Here is a 5,317-nt window from a genome sequence, read left to right on the forward strand (position 1 = left end):
TCGGCCGGGTGTCGCTGTTCCGTTTCGTGCCGCTGCCCGGCACCGAGGTGTACGCCAACGCCCTGCTGCACGGCATCCGCGGCACCCACCAGCAGCCGGGATGGGATGGCGACTGGAGCAAGTTCCACATTCACCACAACACCCGCCGCTGGTGGGGCGACGACGAGACGTGGGCCGAAACCGAACGGTCCTACGCCGAGTTGCGCCGGTTCGTGGAAGACGAATGGGGCCCGCAGGGGTGACGACCGTTGCTAGCTGCCCCGCATGGCTAGCCCCGGCCCCGAGACGGCAGAAACCCAAACGCTCAGCCCTCGGGGGCCGACCGGCTGTGGAACTGGGTGCTGGCTCGCCAAGGACTCGCCCCGCACACCCGCCGGACCGGGGTAGAGGAGATCGCCGATGCCGGGCTGGGGCTGCACGCCGCGCGGCTGCCGTCGCCATTCGCCACGGTGGCGGCCCGTGCAGCCGACCAGTCCATCCCGCTGGAGCTGTTCGACCCGGCCGTACGCTCCCGCCTGGTGACTGTGCGATGCATGCGCAAGACCCTGCACACGCTGCCGCTGGACCTCGCCGCCGCCGCGCACGCCGCCACCCTGCACTTCCGCGAACGGGACGCCCTGCGCGCGATCGTCAACGTCGGCCACAGCCACGCCGCCATCACCGCGGCCACCGCCGCCGTGGTGGAGTTGCTGGGCGAGTCCGGGCCGCTGTTCCACCGCACCATAGAGGCCCGGCTCGGCGCGGCAGGGATACCGGTGATGGTGACACGACTGGCGCTCAAACTCGCCTGGGAGCGGGGCACCCTGGCCTACCTGAACCAGGCCGCGGGCTGGAACCGTGAGGTACGCGTCTTCGCGCTTACCGCCAGCGCCTACCCCACCCTCGACACCATGCTGGATCCACACACTGCGGTCGAGTTCCTGATGGCCGCCTACCTTGACCGGTACGGCCCGATCAGCATCCGAGACGCCACCTGGTGGTCGGCACTGTCGCGCACCGCCGTGGCGGAAGCCCTGGAGCGGTCGGGCGTCAAGCTTGTCCGGCTGTTCACCCCGTGGAGCGACAGCCCGCTGTACATGAGCGCCCAGCGGTTCGCTGAGTTCACCGTGGCCGACGACGCCGACTACGTCAGCGGGGTTAACCTGCTCGCGCACGAGGATGTCGCGCTCAAGGCGTACTTCGAGACCCGCCGCCGTTATCTGGGTGACCTCGCCCAGGAGGCGGCGTTCAACCAGATCGGCGAAGTCATGCCCACGATCGCGGTGGACGGCCGCGTGGTCGGCACCTGGACGTGGGACCCCTCCACCAAGCGGGTACGCCACCGGCTCATCCCTGGCCTGCTGCCGGCCGCCCGGCGCCCTGAGGTTCGGGCGGCCGCCGCCCGACACACGGCCGTCCTGCGCTCCGGCCTGTACCGCGCACCCGACCCTCGGATCGCGCAAGGCCAGCTGAGCTTGTGAAAGTCGGGGTTCCGGTGAGCCATAACCGGCGCTGCTGCTAGCGTGGCGCTCTCTCATTCGTCACACGCGGGATCACCATGCACCCTCTTCCCAACACGCATTCACCGTCGCTGGAAGAACTTCAGCGCTACGTCGCTGAGATGGAGCAGGAACGGGGCTTCGCCCACAGCAGCATCGTCGATCAGTGTCTGAAGCTGGCCGAGGAGACCGGAGAGGTGTGCAAGGCGGTGCGCAAGCAGACCGCCATGTCGATCGACCCAACCAGCCAGGTCGGCTCTGTCGGTCACGAGCTGGCCGACGTCCTGATTTATGTCGCGGCCATCGCCAATCGCGCAGGGATCGACCTGGCTGAAGCCCTGCGCGCCAAGGAGCGGATCAACGAGACCCGAGTCTGGACGACAGCGGTCAACTCGTAGCCCGACTTTTCAGCGCTCGAACTGCGGCGCGCTCGCGCGGCCGGTCGCGCCGTAGTGCGGCCAGATTCACGATCGCCGCCAACTCCTCCGGCGTGCGCGCGTAGGCGACCACCGCCCCGTGCAGAGTCGTCACTTTCAGCCGAGCCTCTCCGCGCTGAGCGGATGGGTCGAAGACTCTGGCGATCACCCACTCGCCGGCGTCGAGCATGACCGTGCGGACTCTCACGCCCGCCCCGACCATGTCGCCGTCCGCCACACGCCACGGTCTACCTGAACAGGGTGAGGCGCGACAATCTGCAGTGCGCGCCGTCCGGAAACGGTCGTCTACGGGACGGTGTAGCGATGGCGATCGGGGAGCGCGTTTCCCAGGAACGGGCGTCCCGAAAGTCGCTTCGAAACCAACCTTTCTTCTTGAGGGTCCCCACGCACGTGGGGGTGAGCCGGACCTCGCCCGTCTGGACCTTGAACACCTGGCGTGCTCCCTGCGCAGGCGGGAGTGAGAGCCGTACGGAAATAGGTGCAGCTCATCGGCGAATGCCATGCCAACGCAGGTTGAGGGAGCTTGCGTCGAAGGAGATCATATTGATTTTACCTGCGGGAAGACGTTCCCGGAGTTAAAAAGTTGCACGGATTCCCAGCGCCACTCATAGTGGCACTACTAGCATGACTACCATGCCAGGTACCATTACGAATATGAGTACGACGAGGAACGGTTCCTACAGCCTGAGCGAGATCGCTCACGGCTTCATCGAGGCCGGCGCCGAACAAGACCGGCTGAGCAAGTCGGCCTGGGTCGAGAAGGCCGTCATCTACTACGCCATCGCCAAGGGGGCGCCCGCCGCCACCGACGACGCATTCGCCGAGGCGCTCGCCGACGAGCAGGAAGCCGCCGCGGCTGACGACGAGTTCCGCGAGCGGGGCGCCGCGTGATCCCACTCACCTCGGGCGGGGTCTTCCTCTACAGCCCGAAGGGCATCGACCGCGAACGGCTGATGCTCGTCACCTCCGCGGCCTCCGTCCTGGAGTCCCGCCGCCGCTTCATCATCGGCCTGACGGTCATGTCCTCCCACGACGGCGACACCCTCACGGTTCCGATCACCGTGAACGGCGCCCGCCGCTACGTCAACTGCACCCAGCCCATGCGGCTGATCCGCGATTGGTTCCTGGAGCACCACGACACCATCTCCCCCCAGGAGTTGGAAGCTGTGCGGGCCTACCGTCGCCTGTCGGAGGATCTGTAACCCGCTGAAGGGATGCACATGATCAACCCGCACGTCAGCTTCGCGGCATTCGACATGGACACCGTCGATGGCTTCGATCTCCTTGCTGGCGCTCGGCTCGTCACGAAAGCCGAATATCAGGAGCACACACCTGCCGCGGGCCTGCTGTTCGCGACCCTCACCCAGGCTCTGGCCGCAGCCGCCAATGACAGCGCATCGGCGGATGAGCTTGGGGTTGCTCAGTCCGGTTAGTGAGTCGCGGAGCGCCGGTTCGGCCGCGATCAGGATGCCCCTTCTGTTCGAACACACTACCGAAGAACGCGCGCCACTCGTTGTCCCCTGTCGTGCGTGTCTGCTCAGGCGATGGTGGTGGCGGGCTTGGTCCACCGGGTGACGGAGTCGATGCTCACATCGCCAACGTCGGCGATGCGCCGGACCGAGACGCCGGCCGCGCGCGCAGCGATGGCGGCCTGGCGGGCCCGCTCGGTGGCCGCGCGCTCGTCCTGGTGGGCATCGGTGCGGCGAAGGGCACGCTCGCAGTAGTGCTACGAGGCTGGTGGCACAGACTCCAACGGAAGACCCATCCTGGGTACATGGCACAGCCCTTTACTCCGTCCCCGCGTGACCACCAGTCGAAGATCACAGCAGTGACTCGACGTGACGTTTTCGACTACTTACGTGCCATGGACGGCGCATGGTGGGGGCGTCTCGATGAGATCGCCTTCCTGGACGGTCTCTACGATCTGGACGCGTTGCCATCAAGCGATTCTCGGTACACGACAGCTCGCCGCGACATCGGCCAGCATCGGATGAACAACCTTGACTGGGAGGACGACTGGATCTTCGAAGACTCCCGGTTCCAGCTTCTCGACGGCCCTGACGAGGTCCTCCTGGCGTTCTTGGCGCGGATAGTCCATCCCGAGGTGCAGCCCGACGCTGACCAAGCCGCCCGGCAGGTCGATCAGCTGAACCGGCTTCTGGAGCCGGACGGCTGGGCCCTACGCGCTCAGGAGTTCTTGTCGGGTCGGCCGATCTACGCTCCGGTCGCGACAGGCAAGGCTGTAGGCCCAGTGATCTCCTTGCCGCTCCGGGACGATGACGCCAGCAAACTCGATCTCGTCCTCGGTCAGGCGCACCATCTCCTGGACGCAGACGGCCAGGGACTGGCCCGCGACCTTCTTCACCACGCGACTCTCACCCTGCGCCGTGACGGCGGCGTCTTCCACCCGATGTCCGGCGACAACTGGACGGCCGCCACCTACGAAGCCGTCCTCACCGTGGATCCAGCTCTCGTCCTCGAGTTCACCCCGGCAGTGACCGAGCTGATCTGGCGGCACCTGGGCACTGTGCTTAAGCGGCTTCAACGCGAGGATGTCAGGTCGCTGGTGGTCGAGGCCGCGCTTTTGCCCCTTCCTCCCGTGCCGCAGAACTGGCGGCAGGTAGCCGCCACCCCCGCTGCAACCAATCAGGCGCGACGCGAGAGAGCAGTTGGCGAGGGATACCCGACACTGGACGGCCTGGTCTTCAGCAGCCGGGCCGAACTTGTCGTCTACCAGATCCTCTGTGAGATCCAACGGGACAGTCCACTCCAGCGCTCCATCGCCATCCTGCCGCTCCCCTCCGCCAAGCTTCGCGACGCGGGTGTGCGCAGCCCCGACTTCACGATCCTCGGCAACGGCCGCGCCGTCATCATCGAAGTCGACGGCCCACACCATTACGGCCGTACCCGCAAGGCCGACGACGAAGATCGCGACCGGCATTGGAGCCGCTGTGGCGTTCGAACGATCCGCATCGCGCACGAGCAGACCAACGACCGCGTCTCCTTGAAGGAACGCCTCCACGAAGACCTCACCCGGGCGTTGATTCCGCCTCATTGATCACGCAGTCAGCTCTCGTCCACAGCCGTCCCGAAAACGGTCGTTCGGAACGCCTCACAGGACTGTGTCCATGCGGCTCCCAGCACGTTGACAAAGCCTGAGCGGATCGTGCGGATCACGCCGCCCGGGAGTGAGGTCAAGCTGCCGTGACCGCGCCCTACGCCATCCCCGCACCACAGGGCCTCCTAAGACCGTGACTCATTTGGGGATTGATCGTTGGTTCGTTCGTGGATGCGTTCCTTTGCCGGCTGGCGCCTGATGAGTTGTGGGAGTTGTTCCTGCGGGTGGTTCCGCCGGCGCCGACGCGCCCGCAGGGTGGTGGGCGGCGGCGGGTCGACGATCGG

The 5,317-nt window shown here is 66.5% G+C and carries 8 protein-coding genes and 1 pseudogene; 8 read left to right on the plus strand and 1 reads right to left on the minus strand.

Annotated features, from left to right (window positions below):
• From ABFX50_RS50255 to ABFX50_RS50265, 3 genes are all read left to right on the plus strand, one after another.
• Positions 1–242, plus strand: a 242-nt coding sequence (locus ABFX50_RS50255; RefSeq protein ID WP_346158333.1) for a hypothetical protein, incomplete at its 5' end; no start/stop codon positions are given.
• Between the two features lie 96 nt (positions 243–338).
• On the plus strand, positions 339–1,460 hold the full coding sequence (locus ABFX50_RS50260; protein ID WP_346158336.1) for a DNA glycosylase AlkZ-like family protein: 1,122 nt from the start codon (positions 339–341) through the stop codon (positions 1,458–1,460).
• Between the two features lie 77 nt (positions 1,461–1,537).
• Positions 1,538–1,876, plus strand: a complete 339-nt coding sequence (locus ABFX50_RS50265) for a MazG nucleotide pyrophosphohydrolase domain-containing protein (RefSeq protein WP_346158338.1) — start codon at positions 1,538–1,540, stop codon at positions 1,874–1,876.
• Here the strand turns inward: ABFX50_RS50265 and ABFX50_RS50270 are convergent.
• Complete coding sequence (locus ABFX50_RS50270; RefSeq protein WP_346158340.1) at positions 1,866–2,102, minus strand: hypothetical protein; 237 nt, start codon at positions 2,100–2,102, stop codon at positions 1,866–1,868. The two genes, ABFX50_RS50265 and ABFX50_RS50270, sit on opposite strands and share 11 nt — an antisense overlap.
• Before the next feature lie 467 nt (positions 2,103–2,569).
• Between ABFX50_RS50270 and ABFX50_RS50275 the strand changes: the two genes are divergently transcribed.
• From ABFX50_RS50275 to ABFX50_RS50295, 5 genes and pseudogenes are all read left to right on the plus strand, one after another.
• Positions 2,570–2,806, plus strand: coding sequence for a hypothetical protein (locus ABFX50_RS50275; RefSeq protein ID WP_346158342.1), 237 nt, complete (start codon positions 2,570–2,572; stop codon positions 2,804–2,806).
• Positions 2,803–3,117 carry a hypothetical protein gene (locus tag ABFX50_RS50280; protein WP_346157967.1) on the plus strand — a complete coding sequence of 105 codons (315 nt, stop codon included), beginning with the start codon at positions 2,803–2,805 and terminating at the stop codon, positions 3,115–3,117. The genes ABFX50_RS50275 and ABFX50_RS50280 overlap by 4 nt, the downstream gene beginning before the upstream one ends.
• 18 nt (positions 3,118–3,135) lie before the next feature.
• Positions 3,136–3,348 carry a hypothetical protein gene (locus ABFX50_RS50285; protein WP_346158343.1) on the plus strand — a complete coding sequence of 71 codons (213 nt, stop codon included), beginning with the start codon at positions 3,136–3,138 and terminating at the stop codon, positions 3,346–3,348.
• A gap of 341 nt (positions 3,349–3,689) precedes the next feature.
• A complete protein-coding gene (locus tag ABFX50_RS50290) occupies positions 3,690–4,973 on the plus strand; it encodes an AbiJ-related protein (protein WP_346158346.1) in 1,284 nt (427 codons plus the stop codon).
• Positions 4,974–5,200: 227 nt separating this feature from the next.
• Positions 5,201–5,317 (plus strand): annotated as a pseudogene (locus ABFX50_RS50295) (IS5/IS1182 family transposase); the annotation flags it as partial.

It is taken from the genome of Nonomuraea recticatena, from assembly GCF_039533245.1.
Classification (GTDB): domain Bacteria; phylum Actinomycetota; class Actinomycetes; order Streptosporangiales; family Streptosporangiaceae; genus Nonomuraea; species Nonomuraea roseola.

What these genes read in the sequence shown, in the direction of transcription:
- ABFX50_RS50265 (WP_346158338.1), top strand. Translation starts at nt 1,538, where the DNA reads ATGCACCCTCTTCCCAACACGCATTCACCGTCGCTGGAAGAACTTCAG.
- ABFX50_RS50285 (WP_346158343.1), top strand. Translation starts at nt 3,136, where the DNA reads ATGATCAACCCGCACGTCAGCTTCGCGGCATTCGACATGGACACCGTC.
- ABFX50_RS50290 (WP_346158346.1), top strand. Translation starts at nt 3,690, where the DNA reads ATGGCACAGCCCTTTACTCCGTCCCCGCGTGACCACCAGTCGAAGATC.
- ABFX50_RS50275 (WP_346158342.1), top strand. Translation starts at nt 2,570, where the DNA reads ATGAGTACGACGAGGAACGGTTCCTACAGCCTGAGCGAGATCGCTCAC.